21 protein-coding genes and 1 tRNA gene are annotated in these 24,564 nt (G+C 58.0%); 4 read left to right on the top strand and 18 right to left on the bottom strand.

From position 1 onward, the window contains the following. Positions 1-23 precede the first annotated feature (23 nt). From KW837_RS08180 to KW837_RS08170, 3 genes are all read right to left on the bottom strand, one after another. A complete protein-coding gene (locus KW837_RS08180; protein ID WP_192344804.1) occupies positions 24-818 on the bottom strand; it encodes a carbon-nitrogen hydrolase family protein in 795 nt (264 codons plus the stop codon). Positions 819-830: 12 nt separating this feature from the next. Then, complete coding sequence (locus KW837_RS08175; RefSeq protein ID WP_008008232.1) at positions 831-2,513, bottom strand: NAD(P)/FAD-dependent oxidoreductase; 1,683 nt, start codon at positions 2,511-2,513, stop codon at positions 831-833. Positions 2,514-2,728: 215 nt separating this feature from the next. Further along, positions 2,729-3,190 carry an Lrp/AsnC family transcriptional regulator gene (locus KW837_RS08170; RefSeq protein WP_218395202.1) on the bottom strand — a complete coding sequence of 154 codons (462 nt, stop codon included), beginning with the start codon at positions 3,188-3,190 and terminating at the stop codon, positions 2,729-2,731. A gap of 158 nt (positions 3,191-3,348) precedes the next feature. Between KW837_RS08170 and KW837_RS08165 the strand changes: the two genes are divergently transcribed. Next, positions 3,349-3,996 carry a peptidase M41 gene (locus KW837_RS08165; protein ID WP_218395201.1) on the top strand — a complete coding sequence of 216 codons (648 nt, stop codon included), beginning with the start codon at positions 3,349-3,351 and terminating at the stop codon, positions 3,994-3,996. A 55-nt stretch (positions 3,997-4,051) separates the two neighbouring features. Here KW837_RS08165 and KW837_RS08160 read toward each other — a convergent pair whose 3' ends face one another. The 7 genes from KW837_RS08160 to rpsU form a co-directional block, all read right to left on the bottom strand. After that, on the bottom strand, positions 4,052-4,492 hold the full coding sequence (locus KW837_RS08160) for a transcriptional regulator (protein WP_008067397.1): 441 nt from the start codon (positions 4,490-4,492) through the stop codon (positions 4,052-4,054). Between the two features lie 5 nt (positions 4,493-4,497). Beyond that, entirely contained in the window at positions 4,498-4,821 is a 324-nt protein-coding gene (locus KW837_RS08155) for a DUF4258 domain-containing protein (RefSeq protein ID WP_218395200.1), read from the bottom strand. A 191-nt stretch (positions 4,822-5,012) separates the two neighbouring features. Beyond that, positions 5,013-5,089: transfer RNA gene (locus tag KW837_RS08150), tRNA-Ile, on the bottom strand. 15 nt (positions 5,090-5,104) lie between these two features. After that, entirely contained in the window at positions 5,105-8,851 is a 3,747-nt protein-coding gene (locus tag KW837_RS08145) for a bifunctional diguanylate cyclase/phosphodiesterase (RefSeq protein ID WP_218395199.1), read from the bottom strand. 122 nt (positions 8,852-8,973) lie between these two features. Then, entirely contained in the window at positions 8,974-10,821 is a 1,848-nt protein-coding gene (gene rpoD / locus KW837_RS08140) for an RNA polymerase sigma factor RpoD (protein ID WP_123497377.1), read from the bottom strand. 67 nt (positions 10,822-10,888) lie between these two features. Next, a complete protein-coding gene (gene dnaG / locus KW837_RS08135; RefSeq protein WP_192344797.1) occupies positions 10,889-12,862 on the bottom strand; it encodes a DNA primase in 1,974 nt (657 codons plus the stop codon). A gap of 481 nt (positions 12,863-13,343) precedes the next feature. Beyond that, the gene (rpsU, locus tag KW837_RS08130; protein WP_002551877.1) at positions 13,344-13,559 is read right to left on the bottom strand and encodes a 30S ribosomal protein S21; all 216 of its coding nucleotides are present in this window, start codon (positions 13,557-13,559) and stop codon (positions 13,344-13,346) included. Between the two features lie 199 nt (positions 13,560-13,758). On the opposite strand from rpsU, the gene tsaD reads away from it, so the two are divergent. Further along, positions 13,759-14,784, top strand: coding sequence for a tRNA (adenosine(37)-N6)-threonylcarbamoyltransferase complex transferase subunit TsaD (tsaD, locus tag KW837_RS08125; RefSeq protein ID WP_063342354.1), 1,026 nt, complete (start codon positions 13,759-13,761; stop codon positions 14,782-14,784). Between the two features lie 23 nt (positions 14,785-14,807). On the opposite strand, the gene plsY is transcribed toward tsaD, so the two are convergent. Continuing rightward, complete coding sequence (gene plsY / locus KW837_RS08120; RefSeq protein ID WP_192344795.1) at positions 14,808-15,377, bottom strand: glycerol-3-phosphate 1-O-acyltransferase PlsY; 570 nt, start codon at positions 15,375-15,377, stop codon at positions 14,808-14,810. Positions 15,378-15,451: 74 nt separating this feature from the next. Here plsY and folB point away from each other — a divergent pair, with 74 nt between their 5' ends. Both folB and folK read left to right on the top strand, forming a co-directional pair. Beyond that, complete coding sequence (gene folB, locus KW837_RS08115; RefSeq protein ID WP_123497385.1) at positions 15,452-15,808, top strand: dihydroneopterin aldolase; 357 nt, start codon at positions 15,452-15,454, stop codon at positions 15,806-15,808. Continuing rightward, entirely contained in the window at positions 15,799-16,317 is a 519-nt protein-coding gene (folK, locus tag KW837_RS08110) for a 2-amino-4-hydroxy-6-hydroxymethyldihydropteridine diphosphokinase (protein WP_192344794.1), read from the top strand. The genes folB and folK overlap by 10 nt, the downstream gene beginning before the upstream one ends. A 75-nt stretch (positions 16,318-16,392) precedes the next feature. Here the strand turns inward: folK and KW837_RS08105 are convergent, their stop codons facing one another. The 7 genes from KW837_RS08105 to apaG form a co-directional block, all read right to left on the bottom strand. After that, positions 16,393-17,622, bottom strand: a complete 1,230-nt coding sequence (locus KW837_RS08105) for a multifunctional CCA addition/repair protein (RefSeq protein ID WP_218395198.1) — start codon at positions 17,620-17,622, stop codon at positions 16,393-16,395. A 64-nt stretch (positions 17,623-17,686) separates the two neighbouring features. Next, positions 17,687-19,249, bottom strand: a complete 1,563-nt coding sequence (locus KW837_RS08100; RefSeq protein ID WP_007904256.1) for a SpoVR family protein — start codon at positions 19,247-19,249, stop codon at positions 17,687-17,689. Beyond that, positions 19,246-20,517, bottom strand: coding sequence for a YeaH/YhbH family protein (locus KW837_RS08095; RefSeq protein WP_192344792.1), 1,272 nt, complete (start codon positions 20,515-20,517; stop codon positions 19,246-19,248). The genes KW837_RS08100 and KW837_RS08095 overlap by 4 nt, the downstream gene beginning before the upstream one ends. A gap of 202 nt (positions 20,518-20,719) precedes the next feature. Next, positions 20,720-22,642: a PrkA family serine protein kinase gene (locus KW837_RS08090; protein ID WP_007904259.1), complete on the bottom strand. Its 1,923-nt coding sequence runs from the start codon at positions 22,640-22,642 to the stop codon at positions 20,720-20,722. 297 nt (positions 22,643-22,939) lie between these two features. Beyond that, positions 22,940-23,269 (bottom strand): thiosulfate sulfurtransferase GlpE, encoded by a 330-nt coding sequence (gene glpE, locus KW837_RS08085; RefSeq protein ID WP_218395197.1) that lies wholly within the window; start codon positions 23,267-23,269, stop codon positions 22,940-22,942. A gap of 33 nt (positions 23,270-23,302) precedes the next feature. Next, complete coding sequence (locus KW837_RS08080; RefSeq protein WP_218395196.1) at positions 23,303-24,184, bottom strand: symmetrical bis(5'-nucleosyl)-tetraphosphatase; 882 nt, start codon at positions 24,182-24,184, stop codon at positions 23,303-23,305. Next, on the bottom strand, positions 24,184-24,564 hold the full coding sequence (gene apaG, locus KW837_RS08075; protein ID WP_123497395.1) for a Co2+/Mg2+ efflux protein ApaG: 381 nt from the start codon (positions 24,562-24,564) through the stop codon (positions 24,184-24,186). The genes KW837_RS08080 and apaG overlap by 1 nt, the downstream gene beginning before the upstream one ends.

The raw sequence follows: 24,564 nt of genomic DNA, 5'->3' as shown, positions 1-24,564 counted from the left end.
AGAGAAGCGCTAATGCTAGCGGATTAGGGCTTGTTCAGCTCGCCGTATAGCTCGGGACGGCGGTCGAGGAAGTAGCGATTGGCGGCGCGGGAATCGATCATCAGCTGACGATCCAGTTCACCGACAATCAGCGCTTCATCAAGTCCGGCCAGGGCGATGCGGCTGCCATCCGGCGCGGCGATGCTGCTTTGGCCGCAATACTGGATCTCGCCTTCGTGCCCGCAATAGTTGGCGTAAGCCACATAACACTGGTTTTCGAAGGCCCGTGCCCGGACGGTGACGTCGGCAATGAAATCGTAGGGAATCATGTTAGCCGTCGGTACCAGGATCAGCTCGGCACCGGCCAATGCCAGGCGGCGGGCGTTTTCCGGGAACTCCAGGTCGTAGCAGATCAAAAAGCCAAGCTTCCAGCCGTTGAGTTCAACCAGCGGAAACTCATCCGGCCCGGGGCTGAACATCGAGTGATCGAGGTCGCCGAACAAGTGAGTCTTGCGGTAGTTGCACAACCGCTCGCCATTGGCGTCGATCAACTGCACGGCGTTGTAGATCTGCCCGTCTTCGGTACGCTCCGGGTAGCCATACAAAATGGCGATCCCCGTCGTTTTGGCAATGCGCGCGATTTGCTGCGCCGATTCACCGTTGTGCACCTCCGCCAGCACGCTGACCGCATCGATGCCGATGTTGTAGCCGGTCAGGAACATCTCCGGCAGCACCAGCAAATCTGCGCCCTTGGCCTCCAGCGCCAGTTGATGCAGGCGTTGCAGATTACCTGCGACATCCAGGGGCAGCGGTGGACATTGGTAAAGGGCTACGCGCATTTCGGATTCCTCTTACTCGGGCAGGGCGATCGGACCGATCTCGTTGAACACATCTCCTGGACCCGGGTTTTCGGCGTGAGTTTCACCGCCGAAGTGTTTCATGATCCCCCACACCGCGTTGAGCGACGTCTGCACCGCGCCTTCGACCCATGCCGGCGTCCAAGAAACGTCGTCGCCGGCGATGAAAATCCCGCGCTGCTCGGCCGGCATGTCGTCCTGCATGAAGTGCGCGTACATGCGCTGATTGTAGCGGTAGTGGCCGGGCAGGGCGCCTTTGAAAGCGCCGAGGAAATGCGGGTCGGCTTCCCACGACACGGTGATCGGATCGCCGATGATCCGCGCGGCGATATCGACTTTCGGGTAGATCTTCTTCAATGCATCCAGCGCCAGCTTCACGCGTTTTTCCACCGGGTGCGGGAGCATTTTCAGGGCGTCGCTCATCCACGAGTACGACAGGCAAATCACCCCTGGCTTGTCGTCGCCGTTATCGAACAGGTACGTGCCGCGGGTCAGGCGATCAGTGAGGGTCATGCTCATCAGGTCGCGGCCTGTTTCCGGGTCCTTGTCCTTCCAGAATGGGCGATCGACCATCACAAACGTCTTCGACGATTGCATGTAGCGGGTGCGGTCCAGGGCCATCCACATCTTTTGCGAGAACAGGCTTTCGTCGCATTCGATCTGGGTGGTCAGCAACCAGCTCTGGCAGGTGGTCAGTACGGCCGCGTATTCGCGTGTGTCGCCGTAGTTATCGGTGACCGTAAAACGCCCATTCGGCGCGTGGGCAATTTTCTTCACGCCGGAACGTGGCGCACCGCTGTGCAACGAACTGAGGCTGGTGCCTTCAGGCCAATGCACGCAACGCTCCGGTACATGGCGCCAGATGCCCAGCGGCACCTGCTCCACGCCGCCGACTACCAAGTGCTGGTGATCGTCACAGTTGGTCATCACTACGCGGAAGATTTCCAGCATCGAGTTGGGGAAGTCCGAGTCCCAGCCGCCAGTACCGAAACCGACCTGGCCGAACACTTCGCGATGATGGAACGAGAGCTTGGCGAAGGCTTTGGAGGTGGCGACGAAATCATAGAACGTGCGGTCGTCCCACAGCGGCACCAAGGTGTTCCACAGTTCCTTGAGGCGCGGCACGTCTCGGTCACGGATCGCTTGCTGGATATCGGAGAACTGCGAGCCGGCTTCCAGAGCATCGGCCCAGGCGTCAGCGACTTCCTGGAACAGTGCAGGAAGATCCGCCAGTTTCTGTGCGTAATGAGTTTTACCTTCCAGATCGATTACCGTGCTGCCCGACGCAGGCGTCAGTGGGTTCGGGAAGGGCTTGGTCTGGAGGCCGAGCTTGTCGACGTAGTGATAAAACGCAGTGGACGACACCGGGAAACGCATACCGCCGAGCTCGGCGATGATGCCTTCAGCGCCATTGAAGGCCTGCGAGCGCAGACGGCCGCCCATCTTCGAGGCTTCGTAGACGACGGGTTTGAGGCCCAGCTTCATCAATTCGTAGGCTGCCACCAGACCGGCAATGCCTGCCCCGACAATCGCCACTTCGGCGCCGTGATTGTGTGCCGGAATGCTGCCCAGCCCGGCCGGGTGCTCGATCCAGTCGTCGAAAGCGAAAGGAAAGTCCGGGCCGAAAACGGTGACCGGTTTTTTACCGTCTGCAGGATGGCGATTGTTCTTGTTCATGGCTGACCTTGCTGGCGACCTGACGCAGAGTGCGCGTCTGAGTATAGGAAAAGATGGCAGCCATTCTAGAGAGCGTAGAACACGTTAATAAGACGCAATGTGTCGTCGTTTTGCCAATTACCTGATCAATATGACGACATATCACTACACACTGTAGGAGCGAGGCTTGCCCGCGAAGAGGTCCGACCAGACACCGAAGACCTACCGGCAGAAACTCAAACCGGCTGCCCCCGATCAATCTTGCTACTCAGGATGATCGAAGTCGTCGTCTTTTCCACGCCATCCACACTGCCAATCTGATCCAGCAACTGATCCAGCTGCTCCGGCGAGTCGGTGCGCAACCACGCCACATAATCGAATTCGCCACTCACCGCACACAACTGCTGCACCTGCGCCATGGCGCTGAGACGACGCAGCACTTCCTTGCCGGACCGTGGTTGCACCGTGATCCCGACGTATGCCTGCAATCCACCATCCACCATGCGCTGTCCCAGGCGCACACCGTAACCGGTGATTACCTTGGCCTTTTCCAGCCGCGCCAAGCGCGACGTGACGGTGGTGCGGGCGATACCCAGTTGACGGGCGAGCATGGCGACACTTTCGCGCGCGTTGATTTGCAAGGCCGCGATCAATTGGCGGTCGATTTCGTCAAGGACGGGAGGGCGGGTGTCAGGCAAAGGGGCATCTCCAGCGGTATAGAGCAATGGGCAGGCATGTTACAGGCACATCCTGCACGGTGCTCGTGGCGGTTGACTGGACTAGCCTTGGATGAGACACAAGCCGTTACTCTCATAGTCGAATACGCAACGGAGAGCTGTGACGGGAGATGATGGGAATGAACAAGAAAATGCCTCCCGCTATACGGGAACATGCATTGCAGATCGCGAATCACGAAATGGGACACTACGTGGTTGCCCGAGCTTTGGGCTTTGAAACGGGTGATGTGACCTTGAAAGTCACCATGGACTTGAGGCATCAGGCCGGGGCTTCCATTATCTTGACGCGGTCAATTTCCTCGATAGAAGAAATGAAGGAACATTTGGAAAGTCGGCTGATCGTCCTCTTTGCAGGAGCCATGAGTCAAACCTTACCTGCAAAGCATTCGGCCAGGAAACTTGTCGATAAATTGAAAGCGACAGCCATCCTGAATGGAGAGCTCGGGGCAGAACAGGATTACGCAAAAGTAAGGGAGTTACGGCATTTGCTGCGAAATATCTCCTACCCCGCTACGGATCCCGCGTCGTCCGAGCGCATAACTGCCGAGCTTAAAGAAATCACTGACCGTATGTGGTTGCGGACCCAACAAATCGTAGAGGCATTGGCCGATACGATTACCGGACTGGGCGCGACGCTGGTAGACGGCATGGTCATTGTGGAGCAATGGGGTAGGCCGGGGGATACTTATGAGGTCGTGTTGACGAGGGAAATGCTTGAGCAGTTGCGGCCTGTGCAGGCCATTCCATTGTTGAGTGTCTGGGGCTGAAAAGTGCCTAAAAAAAGCCCGGCATTTTTGCCGGGCTCTATCGCAGCATTCAGGCTCAAGCGCATGCTTTGTCTTGATTGTGCCATTCACCTGCAAACTCCAGATTGAGTTTGTAAAGGTCGTGGTCCAATTTGTTGATGGTATTGATAGCCGCCATCAGATCCGCTTCGCCAGTTTTGGCTTCAAGATAAAGCCCCCGCAAGTACCGGTCGTTCACCATCGGGATTTTGTCGGTTTTTTCCCAGATCGCGACGGCTTGGCTCGTCAAACCGACGATTTCGGCGAGGCTTTCCTGGGACAGCCCAAGCTCTTTTCTCAAAAATCTGAACTCGGCGCCTGTCAGTAATGAGGGCTTCTCCGCGATGGCCTTGCCGATTACGTCATGTAGGCCTTTCACATCCGTGATGGCAACAGACTCTCCATATGCGGTCTCTTTCACCACGAAGCCATTGCTAAGCCATACGTTCGGTAGGCCGCTTTCTACGTAGTGGTACATAAAACTCACCCCTTCTTTTGTATCGTGGTCACTATGACGAGAAATGTCCCGTCGTCATCGATGTCGATTGCGCCGACGACCTGGAGAGGTGACCCAGCTCTAAACCAGGAAATAGTAAACCTCCAATCACCCCCAGGCTGCTGAAACGGCCCCTCGGTGATCTGCCCCTTACCTAAACAGTCCATTACATCCGGCATGCTCACGCCTCGTTCAATCATCCGCGCCCTGGCGTGCGGCGAATAGAAGATGCGCTCCGATACCTCCGAAAGCTCACGTATTATTTCAAGCGCTTTCTTTTTGGGTAGAGGAAAGGGGAGAAGGATGTTCATTAGTTTTCTATAATATTTATAGGTTGTGCCATCCTAAAGTGCAAGATTGGTTTGTCAAATTCTATTGTGTGTCTCGCTGCAAAAATCGATTTGGACACTTTGTGGACGTTTCAGCTGCATTAAAAGAAAAAAGCGTTAGGAAAACCTGAACGACAGACACGAAAAAGCCGCGCAGTGCGCGGCTTTGAGTATGGTGGGCCCAGTAGGACTCGAACCTACGACCAAGGGATTATGAGTCCCCTGCTCTAACCAACTGAGCTATAGGCCCTCAGTAGGCCGCGGATTATAGCGATGGTTTCTCGGCTGTGCTATCCGAAAAATCCAATATGGCTGTACGAAGAAACGTCGCGGCGAATTCGTCGGGGGGAAGTGGCAGGCTGACGATGTACCCCTGGATCTGTTCGCAGCCTTCGGCGGTGAGAAATTGCTGCTGCGCCTGGGTTTCGACGCCCTCGGCGATGACGGTGAATTGCATGCTGCGGCCCAGGGCGATGATTGCGCGAACAATGGCCGCGTCGTGTGGGTCGTCCGGCAGGCCGCGGACGAAGGATTGGTCGATCTTGAGGATGTCCAGCGGCAGGCGTTTAAGGTAGCTCAGGGACGAATAGCCGGTGCCGAAATCATCGATCGCCAGTTGCACACCCAGGCGTTTGAGTTGATGCAGCACCGCCAGCGCTTCTTCGGCCTGGCTCATGATGAAGTTTTCAGTGATTTCCAGTTGCAGGAAGCCGGGATTGAGGTGGTTGTCTTTGAGTAATTGCTCGATCCGGCCGAGCAGGTTCGGCTGGCGCAGTTGCGCGCCTGCGAGGTTGACTGAGAGTGGGCCCAGGCACTCATAGACCTGATTCCACTCGTACATCTGTCGGCAGGCGGTCTCAAGTACCCAATCTCCGATCTGCAGGATCATGCCGTTTTCTTCAGCCAGGGGAATGAAGTGCTCGGGAGGTACATCGCCAAAGGTGGGGTGATGCCAGCGGATCAGCGCTTCGGCACCTACCACTCGATGGTCATTCAGACTGATTTTGGGCTGGTAGTACAAAAACAGCTCATTGCGCTCGATGGCGCGTCGCAGTTCATGTTCCAGCGCCACGCGCTCGCTGGCTTGGGCGGTGAGGTCCCGGGTGTAGCTTTCAACCCGGTTACGACCCTTGGCCTTGGAGCGATACATCGCGGCATCGGCGTTCTTGACCAGCGTCGCGACGTCGCAGCCGTCCTTGGGGTACAGGCTGGTGCCGATGCTGGCGCTGATGAAAAACTCGTGTTCACCGGCCTGGAAAGGGGCGGCGAAGCAGTTCAACAGCTTGGTGGCAATGTTGTCGGCATCGCTGGACTGTTGCAGCCCCGGGAGCAGGATGATGAACTCGTCGCCACCGAGTCGCGCCACGGTATCGATATCGCGCAGCTGCTCCTTGAGGCGCACGGCGATGCCTTTGAGCAGCAGGTCGCCGACCGGGTGGCCGAGGCTGTCGTTGATGTGCTTGAAGCGGTCCAGGTCGAGGAACAGCACTGCGCCCTGTCCCCCGTTTTCCTGCTGGCTGTTCAGTGCGGTCAGCAGCCGACTCTCGAACAATGTGCGGTTTGGCAGGCCCGTCAGGGGGTCGTGGTGCGCCTGGTAGTCGAGTTTGGCCTGAGCGTGCTTGAGGCTGGAAATGTCCGCGAACACCGCAACAAAGTGGGTGATGAATTTGTCCCGGTTGCGCACTGCACTGATAGTCAGCCAGCTCGGGTAAAGTTCGCCATTCTTGCGCCGGTTGGAAATCTCGCCCTGCCAATGACCGTCGGCGGTCAACTGATGCCACATCGCCGCATAAAATGCGCTGTCATGCAGGCCCGAGGCGAGCAGGCGAGGGGTGTGGCCCAGCGCTTCGCTCTCGCTGTAGCCGGTAATTTCGGTGAATGCACGATTGACCGCACTGATGTGCTGTTGGGTGTCGGTGATCAATACACCCTCGGCAGTGCTCTCGAACACCGTGGCGGCCTGCTGCAGTTTCTCCTGCATCAGGTGCCGCTCGGTAATGTCCCGGGCAATAGTCAACATGCAGTCTTCATCGCCGATGGGCAACGGCCGGCTTGAAACCTCACAGAGCCGGATCTGCCCGTCTTTGCGGCGGATGTGGCAACTGAAGTCGCGCACGAAACCATCCCGGTGCAGCAACTCGAGCATCTGCTTGCGTTCGTTGAGATTGACCCAGATCCCCAGGTCCAGGGCCGACCGATCCACGGACATCGCGCTGTTGAAACCGGTAATACGGCTGAAGCCTTCGTTGACTTCCAACAGCAAACCGTCGCTCTGCCGGGACAAGAGCAAGCCGTCGGGAGACGCATGAAAGGCTTTGGCGAATTTCTCTTCGGAGGTTTGCAGTTGTTGCTGGGTTTCTTTGAGCTGACTGATGTCCCGCACGACGACCACCAGGGCCGGGGTCGTATCGAGATCGAAAGGCTCGGCGGAAATCAGGCCGGTAAACACCTGGCCATTGCTGCGGCGAAAGGGCATCTCCAGGTTGCGGATGCTGCCGGCCTGCAAACGCTGCAACAAACCTGGGCCCACGCCGGGTACGCCCCAGATGTTCAGGTCGGTGGCGGTCTGGCCTATGACGTCTTCGGCTTTGAGACCGATCTGTTCTTCGAACGCTTCGTTGACTTCCAGCAGACAACCGTCGGAAAGCCGGGCGATCACCAGAATATCCGGGCATTGCTGGAACACTGAAGCGAACTTCTGTTCCGACAGGCGCAACGCCTCTTCGGTGCGCTTGGCTTCGCTGATGTCGATCATCAGCCCGCGCAGTACCGGTTCATGGGCGTGCTCGATCAGGCTGACGATATCGCGGACCCACAGGCAGCGGCCGTCGGCGGTGATGACCCGGTAATCGACGCTGTGATCGCGCCCGGCTGCCACTTCACGGTCGCAGAAGGTTTGGGCTCGGGTCAGATCCGCCGGGTGGATGATGTTGCGCCAGAAGCCCGGAATCAGCCAGTGGGGCAATGGGTAACCAAGGAGCTCCTCAGCATGAGGTGACACGTAGCTGTAGGTGTAATCGCTGATCCGGGCTTCCCAGGCGATGGCCGAAAGACTCTCTACCAGCCCGCGATAATGGTATTCGCTGCTGCGCAGCTCCTGTTCCAGAGCGACCCGACGGGCAATTTCCGAACTGAGTCGGCGGTTGATCCGGATAACCACTGCCAGCACGATCATCAGAAACAGTAATCCAGGCAGGCCGTAAATCAGCACGTCGAGCCAGATGGTTCGATGGTCCAGGACGTTACCGATCCAATGTTCCTGGATAGCACTGATTTCACTTGGGGTCATGTCTGCCAGGACTTTGTCCAGGATGCTGACCAACAGCTTGTTGTTCGGTGGCACGGCCATCGCCAATTGGTAGCGATAGGGTGTTTCACCGCTGACGTAAAGCCCGTCGAGCTTGAGCTGGCGCAGGCTCCAGACACTGGAGGCGAGATCGCCGACTACGGCGTCCACGGCGTCGGTAGCGAGCGCCTGCAGCGCCGAGCTGACGTTGGGCATCGCCACCAGATTCAGGTCGGGATGGCGGGTGCGCAATAGTTCATGGGGGGCGTAGTTTTCCACCACGGCGATCTTCAGCCCGTACAGGTCTTCAAGTTTGCGCGGTTGGGGGCCTCCGACGTGAGCCAGAATGACAATCGGAAAGTCGAGATAGGGGCGGGTGAACGACAGATACGTCTGACGCTCGGGAGTCGACATAATGCCCGGCAAGATGTCTAGCTTGCCTTGTTTGGCCTGCTGCAAGACTTCAGTCCAGCTGACCGGCTCGATGGGCGTGAGTTTGATGGCCAGCCGTTGACGGATGACGTTGATGTAGTCCGCTGCCAGGCCCTGATAACGCCCGTGCTCGTCGCGAAACTCAAACGGCGGCCAGGACGCGTCCACGCCCAGGCGCAATTCCGGGTGAGCCGTTAGCCAGCTACGTTCTTCGTCGGTCAGAGTCAACGCGCCAGCCGTTGCGGTCCAGGTCATCAGCGACAGCAAAAAAAACACGGTCGGCCATCTGGGCATAACGGTCTCGTTACGGCTTGGGGGAATGCTTCGAGTGTAGACGGGCTATGCGGCGGGGGGGATGTACGGGGCATTTAATCTGCATAAAGCAAAACCCCCGGCCTGGGCCGGGGGTTCTGTGATCACTCGTCGAGGAAGGAGCGCAAATGCTCGCTTCTCGTCGGGTGGCGCAGCTTGCGCAGCGCCTTGGCTTCGATCTGACGAATCCGTTCACGGGTCACGTCGAACTGCTTACCAACCTCCTCAAGGGTGTGGTCGGTATTCATGTCGATACCGAAGCGCATGCGCAGAACCTTGGCTTCACGGGCAGTGAGGCCGGACAGGACTTCGCGAGTCGCTTCTTTAAGGCTCTCAACAGTGGCGACATCGATTGGCGACTGCATGGTCGAGTCTTCGATGAAGTCACCCAGATGAGAATCTTCGTCATCACCGATCGGGGTTTCCATGGAGATCGGCTCTTTAGCGATCTTCAATACCTTGCGGATCTTGTCCTCAGGCATTTCCATGCGTTCGCCCAGCTCTTCCGGGGTCGGTTCGCGACCCATTTCCTGCAGCATTTGCCGGGAAATACGGTTGAGCTTGTTGATCGTCTCGATCATGTGCACCGGAATACGGATGGTGCGGGCCTGGTCGGCGATCGAGCGAGTGATCGCCTGACGGATCCACCAGGTGGCATAAGTCGAGAATTTGTAGCCGCGGCGGTATTCGAACTTGTCTACCGCTTTCATCAGACCGATGTTGCCTTCCTGGATCAGATCGAGGAATTGCAGGCCACGGTTGGTGTACTTCTTGGCGATGGAGATCACCAGACGCAAGTTCGCTTCTACCATCTCTTTCTTCGCGCGGCGGGCCTTGGCCTCACCGATCGACATGCGACGGTTGATGTCCTTGATCTCGGCGATCGTCAAACCTGTTTCGGTTTGCAGCGCGGTCAGCTTCTGCTGGCAACGAATGATGTCCGGTTGCAGGCGACCAATGGCTTCAGCGTATTTGCTTTTGCCTTTGGCCAGTGCGTCGGTCCAGCTTTCGTCGACTTCGTTGCCCGGGAACTGGCGCAGGAAGTCGGCACGCGGCATGCGGGCATCACGTACGCAAAGTTGCATGATCGCGCGCTCTTGCTGACGCAGACGATCCAGGGCACTGCGAACACGCTCGACCAGGCCTTCGAATTGCTTCGGCACCAGTTTGATCGGCATGAACAGCTCAGCCAGGACTACCAGCTCGGCAATTGCCAGCTTGTTGCCACGACCGTGCTTTTTCAGGGCCTTGCGGGTGATTTCCATCTGATCGGCGACAGCGCCAAAGCGCTGTGCGGCGATGACCGGATCCGGACCGCTTTCGGCTTCTTCTTCGTCATCGCTCGCTTCGGCGTCATCGTCGTCGGTGTCGTCGTCCGCTTTCACGGCTTTCGGGTCGACAGGCGGTGGCACTTCGGCTGCAGGCGGCGCAATGCCGTCGTCCGGGTCGATATAACCGCTCAGGACGTCGGACAGGCGGCCACCTTCGGTGGTGACGCGAGTGTACTCGGAGAGAATATGGTCAACCGTGCCAGGGAAGTGCGCAATTGCGCCCATCACTTCGCGGATGCCCTCTTCAATACGCTTGGCGATTTCGATTTCGCCTTCACGTGTGAGGAGCTCTACCGTACCCATTTCACGCATGTACATGCGCACTGGGTCGGTGGTGCGACCAATGTCGGTCTCGACCGCTGCCAACGCTGCTGCTGCCTCTTCGGCCGCGGCTTCGTCGGTATCGGCGTCGGCCAGCATAAGGGAATCCTTATCTGGCGCAACCTCGAATACGTTGATCCCCATGTCATTAATCATGCGGATGATGTCTTCCACCTGTTCCGGATCTGAAATATCCTCCGGCAGGTGGTCGTTGACCTCCGCGTAAGTCAGGTAGCCCTGCTCACGACCAAGTGTGATCAACTCTTTGATACGAGACTGCTGTTGCGCTTTTCCGGACATAACACCCTATCCACTGAAGGTCTTGGCGGGCAAAAAACAAGCCGAGGATTATACCTGAGCTATGACCTCACGCGCCAGTTGAGGTCGGGCTTGATGCGGAAACATTGCGACTTAAAAGGTCGCGCAGTTGATTTTTCTCTTCGGTGCTCAATTCACTTTGACGTGCTTTTCGAAGAAGTTGTTCCAGGTTTCGCTCGCGTTGGCGGGCTGACAAGCTAGTAATGGTGTCGAAAAACTGTTGTTCAAGGTTATCTCCATCAATCAGCCATTCCTTTTCTGCCAGCGCTTTGAGCAGTCGGCCTTGTTCGGTGCCGTGCCAGCGCGCAATCAGTTGAAATGAGTTTAGCTTGGGATTCTTCTGTACGGCTTCGAGCAGGGCGACCAACAGTTGTGTGTTGGTATGGTCCTCGGCAGCGAAGTGCCCGGCATCCTCGACTTTCTCAGCCAGTTGCGGGTGATGCAGCAATGTGCGCAAGGCGGCCAGGGTAGGCGGCTCTACAGCGGCCGGAATCCGTGGCGCGCGCGGTTGATCGCGATCACCACCCCGTTTGCCATTCTTGTCCCACGGCTTCTTGTCCCATTTCTTTCCGCCTGCGCCAGGCTTCTTCGGCGTCCACTCCTGCTGCGGCGCGTACATCTCTTGTGCCTGCGGCTGATGGTAGTCGCTGTAATCCGGCATGGCGTCGTAATCGATGCCTGGATCGTAAGCGGGTGGCGCTTCCTGATGCTGAGGCGTGCTTTGCACCAGTTGGCTCACGGCTTCACCACTAAGCCCGGTAATTTCGCTCAGGCGCTGGCGCATCAAGATGCGCAGGTTGGCGCCCGGGACTTTGTCTATCAGCGGCGCGGCGAGGGTGGCCATATGGGCCTTGCCTTCGAGGGAGCGCGGGTCCGATTCCTCGGTCAGCTGTTGAAAAAAGTAATCGGCCAACGGCTGGGCGTGCTGATTGATCCGTGCGCGGAAGGCGTCAGTGCCCTCGGAGCGGACCAGGGTATCCGGATCTTCGCCTTCAGGCAGGAACAGAAAGCGCGCCCTACGTCCGTCTTGCAGGCATGGCAGGGTTGCCTCCAGTGCCCGCCAGGCGGCATTTCGGCCCGCCTGGTCGCCATCAAAGCAGAACAGCACGCTGGGCACGACGCGAAACAGGCGCTTCATGTGTTCTTCGCTGGTGGCGGTACCCAGTGTTGCGACGGCATTGCGCAGGCCTTGCTGGGCGAGGGCGATGACGTCCATGTAGCCTTCGACGACGATGATTTCGTCGAGGTTGCGATTGTTTTTGCGTGCTTCATAAAGGCCGTAGAGTTCCTGGCCCTTATGGAAAACCGGAGTTTCAGGTGAATTCAGGTATTTCGGCTTGTCGTCGCCCAGTACCCGGCCGCCAAAGGCAATGATGCGCCCGCGACTGTCGCGGATCGGGAACATCACGCGATCGCGGAAGCGGTCATAGCGCTTGCCGGTTTCGGCGTTCTCGATCAACAGGCCGGCATCGATCATGGCTTTTTGCTGCAGGGTATCGCTGCTCAAGTGCTTGTACAGATTGTCCCAGCCAGGCGGGGCAAAACCGAGGCCGAAGTCCCGGGCGATTTCACCCGTTAGTCCACGACCCTTCAAATAATCCACGGCGGCTTTGCGCGACGGATGGCTTTTCAGGGCTTGACGATAAAAGTCGGCGGCGGCAGTGAGCAGCGGATACAGCGGCGAATCAGTAGGCTGGCGCGGTTTGTGCGCCCGACCGCTTTCTTCGCGGGGAATTTCCATGCCGGCGGCTTTGGCCAGTTCTTCGACAGCCTGGACAAAATCCAGATTGTCATGGTCCATCATGAAGCCGAGGGCGTTACCGCCAGCGCCGCAGCCGAAACAGTAGTAGAACTGTTTGTCGGGGCTGACGCTGAAGGAGGGGGTTTTCTCTTTGTGGAACGGGCAGCAGGCAGTGTAGTTCTTGCCGGCTTTTTTCATTTGCAGGCGCGAGCTGACCACGTCGACGATGTCGGTGCGGTTCAGAAGGTCGTCAATGAAGCTCTGGGGAATTAGCCCGGCCATGGCGTTCTCGTCATCTGCGCTGAAATGGACCCAAAACGAAGGGCGGCCAAACGCGGGTCGTTGTTCGAGGCACGCAGGGTGTGCGGCTCGACCTGTGTCGTCTGCGTATCGCTGTCGGGAAGTGTATCTGCCGAAAATCCACTGACGTTAATACCAATCAGTATTCGACTATTTGAAAGTGTTTCGCTGAATCCGGCGACGGCCAGTCATTGGCCTCGGATAGCTCATAAGCGGGCACGCAAGAAGGTGCCTTGGGCTGATCGTCGTGAGAGGAATCAGTGGGTGTGCTCGTCAGTAGCCTTGGAAGGCTCGTCAGAAAAGACGTGCACCGCTGGCAAAAGAGCCAGGTCTGACGCTGTGAAGCAGATTTGTCTCGGTCGCGTCTGCGGCTTTGACGGTGAAGCATCAAGCGTTGTCCGCAAATGCCATTAGCCCGGCTTGGGGCCGGGCTTGGCAGAAGCTTGCTACGATCGTCTGTGTATTAGTACAGACGAACGGCGCGGCGCTGTTCGCGCTGAACTTTCTTGGCGTGACGCTTAACAGCGGCTGCTGCTTTACGCTTACGCTCAGAAGTTGGCTTCTCGTAAAATTCGCGGCTACGAACTTCAGCCAGTACACCGGCTTTTTCGCAGGAGCGCTTGAAACGACGCAGAGCTACGTCGAAGGGTTCGTTCTCTTTTACTTTGACGGCTGGCATCCAGAGCTACCTTCATTCATTACCGGGGTCAACATCCTCGCGGCAAAAGAGCACTTGAAGACGTCGGTTTTTAAGGGTTGCGGATGTTAACCCCTCATCGCTAGGAATGCAAAGCCTCTGATCGAAAACCGCTGGTCGGGGCATCACGCGACGACTATTATGCGCGCCTTCGAATTCAGCCTCTACAAGGCGCAAACCCATGCTAGTACTGGGATTAGAAACCTCTTGCGACGAAACCGGTGTCGCACTTTACGACAGTGAACGCGGGCTGTTGGCCGACGCGCTGTTCAGTCAGATTGATCTGCATCGCGCCTATGGCGGTGTGGTGCCGGAGCTGGCGTCGCGTGATCACGTCAAACGCATGCTGCCCTTGATTCGTCAGGTCCTGGCCGAGGCCGGCTGTGTGCCGACCGAGATCGACGCCATCGCTTATACCGCCGGTCCTGGCCTCGTCGGAGCCTTGCTGGTGGGGGCCTCCTGCGCCCAGGCGCTGGCGTTTGCCTGGGGCATTCCGGCCTTGGGCGTGCACCACATGGAAGGTCACTTGCTGGCGCCGATGCTGGAGCCGCAACCACCGGAGTTCCCGTTCGTCGCTTTGTTGGTATCGGGTGGTCATACGCAGCTGGTTCAGGTCGACGGGATCGGTCAATACACGCTCCTGGGCGAGACTCTCGACGATGCGGCCGGCGAAGCGTTCGACAAGACCGCGAAGATGATGGGCCTGAATTATCCGGGCGGCCCGGAGATCGCGCGTCTGGCGGAGCAGGGCGTTGCAGGACGTTTCACTTTTCCGCGTCCGATGTGTGATCGTCCAGGCTTGGCTTTCAGCTTCAGTGGCCTGAAAACCTTCGCCCTGAACACCTGGCAGCAGAGCGTCAGCGCCGGGGACGACAGCGAGCAAGCCCGTTGCGACATCTCACTGGCGTTCCAGCAGGCCGTGGTGGAGACTTTGACCATCAAGTGCAAGCGTGCCCTGAAACAGGCGGGTCTCAAGCGTCTGGTGATCGCAGGGGGCGTCAGCGCCAACAAAGCACTGCGGGTTTCACTGGAAAAAATGCTCGGCGACATGAAGGGCGATGTGTTTTATGCCCGTCCGGAGTTCTGCACCGATAATGGCGCGATGATCGCGTTTGCCGGTTGTCAGCGCTTGCAGGCCGGCCAGCATGAAAGCCTGGCGATCAGCGTGCAGGCGCGCTGGCCGATGGAGCAGTTGTCGGCGCTGTGATGAGCGGCGCTCATGTGCGGTATTTAAAAATGCCGTTCGCGCCCGGCAAACAGGTCGCGTAGATTGCCGCGATGACGCCAGACGATCAGGCCTGTGAGCGCGCTCATGGGCAGCAATGCCGCTGGTTCTTGCCAGGCAAGCAGTGGCAAGGTCAATGGTGTGGCAATCAGGGCTGCGAGTGAGCTGGTGCGGGTCAGGTAGAACGTCAGCGACCAGACACAGACCGCCAGCAGCGCGGCGGGCGGGTAGAGCCCCAGCAACATGCCAGCCGCGGTGGCGACACCCTTGCCACCGCGAAAGCGGAAGTACAGCGGAAACAGGTGACCGATAACGGCGCAGACGCCAATCCAGGCCTGTTGTTGCAGTGAAAGGCCCACTGCACCTGCGATCAATACGGGTAGCAGACCTTTGTTCAGGTCGCCGAGCAAGGTCAGAATGGCGAGTTTTTTGCCGGCCAGACGCAACATATTGGTGGCGCCGGCATTGCCCGAGCCACTCATTCGCGGATCGGGGTTACCGGTCAGGCGGCTGAGCAAAATGGCGAAGGACAGAGAGCCGAGCAGGTAGGCGAGGATCGCCAGTAACCAAAACATGCTAACTATTCCGGGCGAGGACGCCCTGATTCTAACGGCGCATTGCGCCCTTGTCGTGCAGTGGAGAGAAGTGCTTGGACAGAGTGTTTATCGAGGGCCTGGAAGTCGACACCGTCATCGGTGCCTACGACTGGGAACGAGGCATCCGACAGTGTCTGCGACTTGATCTGAGCTTCGCCTGGGACAATCGTCCGGCCGCCGCCGGTGATGACCTGGCCCTGGCGCTCGACTACGCGAGCGTTTCGTCGCGCATTCAGGCGTTTGCCGAGCAGGCGCAGTTCCTGCTGGTGGAGACCTTTGCCGAGCGTCTGGCGCAAGTGCTGATGAGCGAATTCAAGATCACCTGGATGCGCCTCAAACTGACCAAGCCAGGTGCCATCCCGGCTGCCACGGGTGGTGTGGGCGTGGAGATCGAGCGCGGATGTCGCTGACTCAGGTATACCTCGGGCTCGGTAGCAATATCGAGCGCGAAGCCCATTTGCAGGCAGGCCTGGATGCTCTGGCGGGTTTCCTGGTGGATATTCGCTGTTCGGCGGTATTCGAAAGCCAGGCGGTGGGGATCAAGAGCGGGCCGTTTTTTAACTTTGTGGTCTCGGCCTTCACCGATCTGCCGCTGATGGAGCTGGATCGACGGTTGAAATTCATCGAGGCGGATAACGGCCGTTACGCGCCGGATCGCAAGGGCTTGCCGCTGGATATCGACGTGCTGCTCTTCGGCGATCTGGTGGGCAATTTCGATGGCTTGATCTTGCCGCGGGCAGAGATTCTGAAAAATGCCTTCGTGCTTTGGCCGTTGTCGCTGATTGCGCCGGATCGTGTGCATCCGGGCGTAGGCAAGAGCTTTGCAACCCTGTGGGAAGAAGCGCAGATCGATCAGGTGTTGGCGCCGGTGGCTTTTGAGTGGCGCGGCGAGCAGTTGACCCCTTCGAATTTGTTGTGAGGCGCAAGACGCCTTCGCGGGCAAGCCTCGCTCCTACAGGTTGACGCCGTTCATCACCTGTAGGAGCGAGGCTTTTCAGGCCGAGGCCGCTTCTTTGTAAGCCTTCAACGCCTTGAGGCGCTCGCCCTTGATCGCCTCACCCAATTCCGGCCCCTTGAATCCCTTTTCCAGCAATGGCTGAACGGCAACACTTCGCGCTGCAGTTGCCGCACCCCGTAAATAATCCGCCTGTGGATAACTTCTCTGCTCCAGGCCTTTACGCCCTCGAGCGTCCATCTCGCACGCCGAGATAAATTCTTCAAAGCGCTGAGGTCGACGATAGACGTCGAAACTCTGCAGCAACTCCAGCAAGGTCGACGGTTTCAGCTCCAGAGCACGATGGCCATGGGTGTGATACTTGCCCACTAGCAGCGCCAGCTCCTGACAGTCTTTCGGTGCCCTGAAGCGCTCATTGACCGCTTTGATCAGCTTCAGGCCTTTGTGCTCGTGGGCTATGTGGCGGGGCCATTCTTCCTCGGGCGTCAAACCTTTGCCCAAGTCATGCAGCAAGCAGGCCCAGCGTACGGTCAGCGGTTGTTTGTGCAGCGCCGCTTGCTCCAGCACGCTCAGGGTGTGCACGCCCGTATCGATTTCGGGGTGATGGGCTTCGGGTTGCGGTACACCGAACAGCGCGTCGACTTCCGGCATCAGTACCTTGAGCGCGCCGCACTCGCGCAACACCTCGATGAAGACTTGGGGTTGGTCTTCCATCAGCGCGCGGGCGATTTCTTTCCAACTGCGTTCGGGCGTCAACGCCTCCAATTCACCGGATTCGCTGAGTTGACGCATCAGCTCCAATGTCTCGGGGGCGACGGTGAAACCCAGTTCCGCATAACGCGCGGCAAAGCGGGCAACGCGCAAAACACGGAGCGGATCTTCGGCGAACGCGGGGGAAACGTGACGCAGCAAGCGAGCCTCGAGGTCCCGTTGACCGTGGTAAGGGTCGGTCAGGTTCTGTTGATCGTCCTCGGCCATGGCGTTGATCGTCAGGTCGCGGCGAATCAGATCTTCTTCGAGGGTGACATCAGGGCTGGCGTGAAAGATGAAGCCGCCGTAGCCGCGCCCGTTTTTGCGTTCGGTGCGGGCGAGGGCGTATTCCTCACCGCTTTTGGGGTGAAGAAAAACCGGGAAGTCCGCGCCCACCGGACGAAAGCCCTTGGCGAGCATTTCTTCGGTGGTGGCGCCTACAACGACCCAGTCGATATCGGTGACAGGTTTGCCCAGCAGGCGATCGCGGACCGCACCGCCGACTTTATAAATCTGCATAAAAAACCTCCGTTAGCCCGACAGAATAACCGTTGCGTCGAACTTCCGGAGGCAGAAAACAGGATCAAAGATGAATGACTGCCAAGTCCAGCCGGCCGTAATCCCCCTCGCCATGCTCGCTTCTGGGCGGAACATGGTGGGTTTTCATCACCTGATCCCCTTGCAGGGTTTCCAGGTGGATGTCGAAGCCCCAGAGGCGGTGCAGGTGCTTGAGCACTTCATCAGTGGAATCGCCCAGCGGTTTGCGGTCGTGTTGTTGGTGACGCAAGGTCAGGGAGCGGTCGCCACGTCGGTCGATGCTGTAGATCTGTATGTTGGGTTCGCGATTGCCCAGGTTGTATTGCGCCGCCAGGGTTTCACGAATGGTTCGATAGCCGTCTTCGTCGTGTATCGCCGGAACCAGCAGATCGTCCTTCTGATCGTCATCGAGGATGCTGAACAGCTTGAGGTCACGGATCACTTTGGGTGATAGGTACTGCAGGATGAAACTCTCGTCCTTGAAGCTGCTCATGGCGAATTTGATGCTGGACAACCAGTCGGTGCCGGCGATTTCCGGAAACCAGCGATAGTCCTCTTCGGTGGGGTGTTCGCATATCCGGCGGATATCGCGATACATGGCAAAACCCAGGGTGTAGGGGTTGATGCCGCTGTAATAGGGGCTGTCGAAACCGGGCTGGAAGACCACGCTGGTATGGGACGTCAGGAACTCCATCATGAAACCATCGGTGACCAGGCCTTCGTCGTACAGGTCGTTCATCAGCGTGTAATGCCAGAAGGTGGCCCAACCTTCGTTCATCACCTGGGTCTGACGCTGTGGATAAAAGTACTGGGCGATCTTGCGTACGATCCGCACGATTTCGCGCTGCCAGGGCTCCAGCAACGGTGCGTGTTTTTCGATGAAATACAGGATGTTTTCCTGAGGTTCGGCGGGGAAGCGTGCATTATCCTTGTCGCTGTACTTGTCCGCGCCTTTTGGAATGGTCCGCCACAAATCGTTGATCTGCTTCTGCAGATGCTCTTCCCGATCCTTCTGCCGACGGCGTTCTTCTTCGGCGGAAATCGGATACGGGCGTTTGTACCGGTCGACCCCGTAATTCATCAGCGCATGGCAGGAGTCGAGCAAGTCCTCTACCGCGTCGATGCCGTGGCGTTCTTCGCACTGCATGATGTACTGCTTGGCGAACACCAGGTAATCGATGATCGAGCTGGCGTCAGTCCAGGTGCGGAACAGGTAGTTGCCTTTGAAGAAACTGTTATGGCCATAGCAGGCGTGAGCCACCACCAGCGCCTGCATGCAGATGGTGTTTTCTTCCATCAGATAGGCAATGCAAGGATCCGAGTTGATCACAATCTCGTAGGCCAGCCCCATCTGGCCGCGACTGTAGGATTTTTCGGTGCTGAGGAAGTGTTTGCCATAGGACCAATGGTGATAACCCAGGGGCATGCCTACAGAGGCATAGGCGTCCATCATCTGCTCGGCGGTGATCACTTCGATCTGGTTGGGATACGTATCCAGCGCGTAGCGGGCCGCGAGACGACTGATTTCGCGGTCGTAGGCCTGGATCAGCTCGAATGTCCATTCGGAGCCGGTGGAAATGGGTTGGCGCTTCTGCTCTTTGGCGGTCATGTCACTAACCTGCGCTGGAAGAGTTCACGAAAGACCGGATAGATATCCCCGGCCGAGACCAGTTGCTGCTGGGCAAAAGTGTCAGAGAAGGCTTCGGCGATGCGTTCGTATTCGAACCACAGGGCCTGGTGTTCGCGCGGGGTAATCTCAACATAAGTGTAGTACTGCACGAACGGCATGATCTGATTGATCAGGATGTCGCGGCAGATCGGTGAATCGTCGTTCCAGTTGTCGCCATCGGACGCCTGGGCGGCATAGATATTCCATTCATTGCTCGGATAACGCTCGGCCATGATCTCTTGCATCAGTTTCAGGGCGCTGGAGACGATGGTGCCGCCGGTTTCCCGGGAGTAGAAAAACTCCTCCTCATCCACTTCACGGGCGCTGGTGTGGTGGCGGATGAACACGACGTCGATTTTGTCGTAGTTGCGCTTGAGGAACAGGTACAGCAGGATGAAGAAGCGTTTGGCGATGTCCTTGGTCGCCTGGGTCATGGAGCCGGACACGTCCATCAAGCAGAACATTACGGCTTTGGAACTGGGGTTCGGCTGCTTGATCAGCAGGTTGTACTTGAGGTCGAAGGTGTCGAGAAACGGCACTCGGTGAATGCGCGCGCTGAGCTTCTCGATTTCTGCTTCGAGATCCTGGATATCGCCGAAGTTGTCCGGTTCTTCCCGTTTAAGTCGCAGCAGTTCCTCTTTGACTTCGCGCAATTTCGCCCGGCTGCTGCCGGACAAGGCGATGCGTCGGGCATGGGCCGAACGCAGCGTGCGGATAATGTTGATCCGTGACGGGTTGCCCTCGTTGCTGATACCGGCGCGTACGGTCTTGAAGGTGTCGGTGCCGGTCAGGTGGCGTTTTACCAGGTTAGGCAGTTCAAGGTCCTCGAACATGAATTCGAGGAATTCCTCCTGGGTAATCTGGAAGACGAACTCGTCCATCCCTTCACCCGTGTTGCCGGCCTTGCCGGGGCCTCTGCCGCCGCCACCTCCCGGCGGGCGGGCAATGTGCTCGCCGCTGGTGAATTCCTTGTTGCCGGGGTGCACGATGGTTTGCTTGCCGCCACGACCGTGGTGAAGCACCGGCTCGTCGATGTCGCGGCCGGGAATGCTGATCTGCTCGCCGTGTTCCATATCGGTAATGGAGCGCCGGCTGACCGCCTCTTCGACAGCCTTTTTGATGTGATCACGGTAGCGCCGCAGAAACCGCTGGCGGTTCACCGTGCTCTTGTTCTTGCCATTGAGGCGTCGGTCGATCACATAGCTCATGACTGCTCCTTAGAAGCTGTCCTGAAAGGGGCGAGCGTTAACGCAGCATAAGGCCAGTGCCGGAGGGTGTACACGCTCCCCTCAAGCGCTTTGATGCTGCCTGAACCTCGCTACCGCATTTCGGACACCTCCAGAGGCCTGTGTAACAGAAAAAGCGTAAACAGGCCTCGGGCTAACGACAACCGGTCTGACCGGCAGCGGGTTACTGTGATTTTCTGACCCGCAAGTACCACTCGGACAGCAGTCGTACCTGTTTGTCGGTGTAGCCCCGCTCGACCATCCGTGTGACGAAGTCGTTATGCTTCTGCTGGTCCTCTTTGCTGGCCTTGGCGTTGAAGCTGATGACCGGCAGCAAATCCTCGGTGTTGGAGAACATTTTCTTCTCGATGACCACCCGCAGTTTTTCGTAGCTGAGCCAGGTTGGGTTCTTGCCGTTGTTGTTGGCTCGGGCGCGCAGTACGAAGTTGACGATTTCGTTGCGGAAATCCTTCGGATTGCTGATGCCGGCCGGTTTTTCGATTTTCTCCAGTTCTTCGTTCAGGGCTACGCGGTTGAGGATCTCGCCGGTTTCCGGATCGCGGTATTCCTGATCCTGAATCCAGAAGTCGGCGTACAGCACGTAGCGATCGAAGATGTTCTGACCGTACTCGCTGTAAGACTCGAGGTAGGCAGTCTGAATCTCCTTGCCGATGAATTCGATATAACGCGGCGCCAGGTACTCTTTCAGGAAGCGCAGATAGCGTTCCCGGGTCTCGGCCTGGAACTGTTCCTGTTCAATCTGCTGTTCCAGCACGTAGAGCAGGTGTACCGGGTTGGCAGCGATTTCGTGCGGATCGAAGTTGAAGACCTTCGACAGAATCTTGAAGGCGAAGCGGGTCGACAGACCGTTCATGCCTTCGTCGACACCCGCTGCGTCGCGGTATTCCTGGATCGACTTGGCCTTCGGATCGGTGTCCTTGAGGTTTTCGCCGTCATACACGCGCATCTTGGAATAGATGTTGGAGTTTTCCGGCTCCTTGAGGCGCGAAAGTACGGTGAATTGTGCGAGCATTTTCAGGGTATCGGGCGCGCAATGGGCCTTGGCCAGCGAGCTGTTGAACAGAAGCTTGTCGTAGATCTTCACCTCGTCGCTGACGCGCAGGCAGTACGGCACTTTGACGATATAGATCCGGTCGATGAATGCTTCGTTGTTCTTGTTGTTGCGGAAGGTGTGCCATTCCGACTCGTTGGAGTGAGCCAGCAGGATCCCGGTAAACGGAATCGCCCCCAAACCTTCGGTACTGTTGTAGTTGCCTTCCTGGGTGGCCGTCAGCAATGGGTGCAGCACCTTGATCGGTGCCTTGAACATTTCGACGAACTCCATCAAGCCCTGGTTGGCCCGGCACAGCGCCCCCGAGTAGCTATAGGCATCGGCGTCGTTCTGCGGGAACTCTTCCAGTTTGCGGATATCGACCTTACCCACCAGTGCCGAGATGTCCTGGTTGTTTTCATCTCCCGGCTCGGTTTTCGCCACCGCGATCTGGTTGAGAATCGACGGATAGAGTTTCACCACGCGGAACTGGCTGATGTCGCCGCCGAATTCGGCCAGACGCTTGGTGGCCCATGGCGACATGATGGTATTGAGATAGCGCCGGGGAATGCCGAAGTCTTCCTCAAGGATCGCGCCATCTTCGGTGGCGTTGAACAGACCCAAAGGCGACTCGAAAACCGGCGAGCCCTTGATTGCGTAGAAGGGCACTTTCTCGATCAGTTGTTTGAGCTTTTCGGCCAGGGACGACTTACCGCCACCGACAGGGCCGAGCAGGTAGAGGATCTGTTTCTTCTCTTCCAGACCCTGGGCCGCATGGCGGAAATACGACACGATCTGGTCGATGCATTCTTCCATCCCATGGAAGTCTTCAAAGGCCGGATAGCGGCGGATCACCTTGTTGGAAAAGATTCGCGACAGCCTCGAATTGGTCGAGGTGTCGAGCAGCTCCGGTTCTCCGATGGCCAGCAAGAGACGCTCGGCGGCGGAAACGTAGGCGCTGCGGTCCTTTTTGCACAGCTCCAGGTACTCCTGCAGAGAGAGTTCTTCCTGGCGCGTGGACTCGAAGCGTTGTTGGAAGTGGCTAAAGATACTCATGACGTCACCTCGCTCGATACGTGGAGCCGACGCCGGATCACTCAGTCGATGCTGGCAGCAACCGAACAGGCAGTTGCTGTTTACCCCCCAGAACTCTCTCGGAGCTGACGACTCCGAAAGCTACTCCCGATGACCCGCGCGCCGGTGTACCGGCTCTCCCCTGTTTTGGATGGCCTGCGCTTAAGGATAGTTGGGAATTCGGAAGGTAAATGCAAGATGCGTAATAAGTTGTGGCAGACCGTTCGTCTGTCACCGCGCTAGCCCGCGGGGACCGGGGCTTGCGCGCATTGAAAAAAATTATTCGGAAGTGCTTTGCGCCGTTTCCGAAGGATAGGTCGTACGCCACAACTCGAAACCGCCATCCATGCTATAGACGTCGGAGAAGCCTTGGCTGACTAGATAGGCAGCCGCGCCCTGGCTGGAATTGCCGTGATAGCAGACCACTACCGTCGGCGCGTCCAGGTCAGCGCCCTGAATGAAAGCATGCAGAGAATGATTGTCCAGATGCTTCGAACCGGCGATGTGCAGTGCGGCAAACGTTGCCGGGTCACGGACATCGACCACCACCGCGCCTTGTTCGCGCAGGGCCTGGGCCTGTTCTGGGGGGATACGTTTGAATTCGCTCATGGCGGGCTCCTGTGGCTCGGCTGAAAGCGCAGTCTAGCGCGGGGCGCTGGCTGACGTTTGTTCGGGGATAGAGGCGGCGACTGGCGGCCGGGTATTACCTCGGGGGGCGCATTTACATTGCAGGCGCTCACCGGTGTCGACGTTCATCAGGGTCATGGCGCCACCCCAGACGCAACCGGTGTCGAGCGCAAACAGACCTGGCTCGTTGCACTGGCCTTCGAGCGCCGCCCAATGGCCGAAGATGATCTTCAGGCCTTTGGTCTTGCGCTCCTTGTGGGCAAACCATGGCGCATAACCCGGCGGTGCGGTGTCGATGCCTTCCTTGCCCTTGAGGTCGAGTTTGCCGTCGCTGGTGCAAAAACGCATCCGGGTGAAATAGTTGGTGATGACTCTCAGGCGAGCCGCGCCTTTGAGATCGTTGTCCCATTTCACCGGCTCATTGCCGTACATGCCGTCAAGGTAAGGCGCGAAGCGATTGTCATCGTGCAGGGCGTCTTCGACTTCGGCGGCGCACTTCAAGGCTTTACGCAGCGACCATTGAGGCGGAATGCCGGCATGGACCAGGGCGATATCGCGCTGTTCGTCGTAATGCATGAGCTTTTGTTGCCGAACCCACTCCAGCAGCTCCCCGCAATCGGGTGCTTCAAGAATCTCGCGCAGCGTGTCGGCCTTCTTCAGGCGTTCGATGTTTTGCCCGACCGCCAGCAAGTGCAGGTCATGGTTGCCGAGTACGCACACCAGCGATTCGCGGATGCTATAAAGGAAGCGCAAGGTCTCCAGCGACTGTGGGCCACGGTTGATGAGGTCACCCACCAGCCACAAGCGATCCTTTGCCGGGTCGAAAGCGACTTGCTTGAGCAGGCATTGCAGCGGCTCAAGGCAGCCTTGCAAATCGCCGACGGCATACGTCGCCATCAGTGCAGGGCTCCGGGTACTGCCAGGCGAAACGGAGCGATGACGGCGTCGAAGTGTTTACCGTCGTCGGCGACCATCTCATAAGTGCCCTGCATCGTACCGACTTTGGACGTCATGACAGTGCCACTGCTGTAGGTGTGGCTCTTGCCCACGTCTATCAACGGCTGCTGGCCGACGACGCCTGCACCACGAACCTCCTCGACATGCCCGTCACCGTCGGTGATCACCCAATGCCGCGACAGCAGCTTGGCCGGTAACTCGCCATTGTTCTGCACGGTGATGGTGTAGGCGAAGGCAAAGCGATTTTGCTCGGGTTGCGATTGTTCTGCCAGATAGCGGGTGACGACGCTGACGTCGACCTGATAACGAGGATCGGACAT

Origin of the sequence: Pseudomonas sp. PDM24, assembly GCF_019218905.1 — a bacterium.
GTDB lineage: Bacteria > Pseudomonadota > Gammaproteobacteria > Pseudomonadales > Pseudomonadaceae > Aquipseudomonas.
Note: the sequence above shows the minus strand (reverse complement) of the source record. Positions and strands in the feature narration are given on the sequence as shown.